The sequence below is a fragment of the Variovorax sp. 10L426 genome (assembly GCF_056395305.1).
The window spans coordinates 1-366 of record NZ_JBFTJF010000145.1; the positions used below are offsets into that span (position 1 = coordinate 1).

The following is a 366-nucleotide window of genomic DNA, read 5'->3' on the forward strand; positions in this document are numbered from 1 at the left end:
GCGCCCATGGCACGGCCAGCAGCGTCCACAGGGCGAACAGTTGCCAGGCATCGGCGCCGGTCTGGTAAGTCTGGCCGATCACGGCCATCCAGACCCCCGACACCACCTGCGCGCCGGCCAGCGCGGCCTGCCCGATGCCGTCCCCGGCCGGCCGCCATGCCGCCAGCGCCGCAAGCCCGGTCAGCAGGCCCGCCAGCAGCCCGAACTTGGCGAACTTGTGCAGCGCCTCCCAGTTGAACGCGAAGAAGACGATGACGCCGGCGCAGAGCAGCGCGGTGCCGAGCGCCAGCAGCGCCCGCTCGAGCCAGCGGTGCCAGTCGGCCCGCGCCGGCAAGGTGCGGGCCCACGCGGGCGCAAGGCTTTCCG

1 protein-coding gene is annotated in these 366 nt (G+C 74.0%); it reads right to left on the reverse strand.

Features of this window, described 5'->3' with window-relative positions; genetic code table 11:
- A partial coding sequence (locus tag AC1DHL_RS30185) for a DUF2157 domain-containing protein (RefSeq protein ID WP_478164392.1) occupies nucleotides 1–366 on the reverse strand: 366 nt, incomplete at both ends.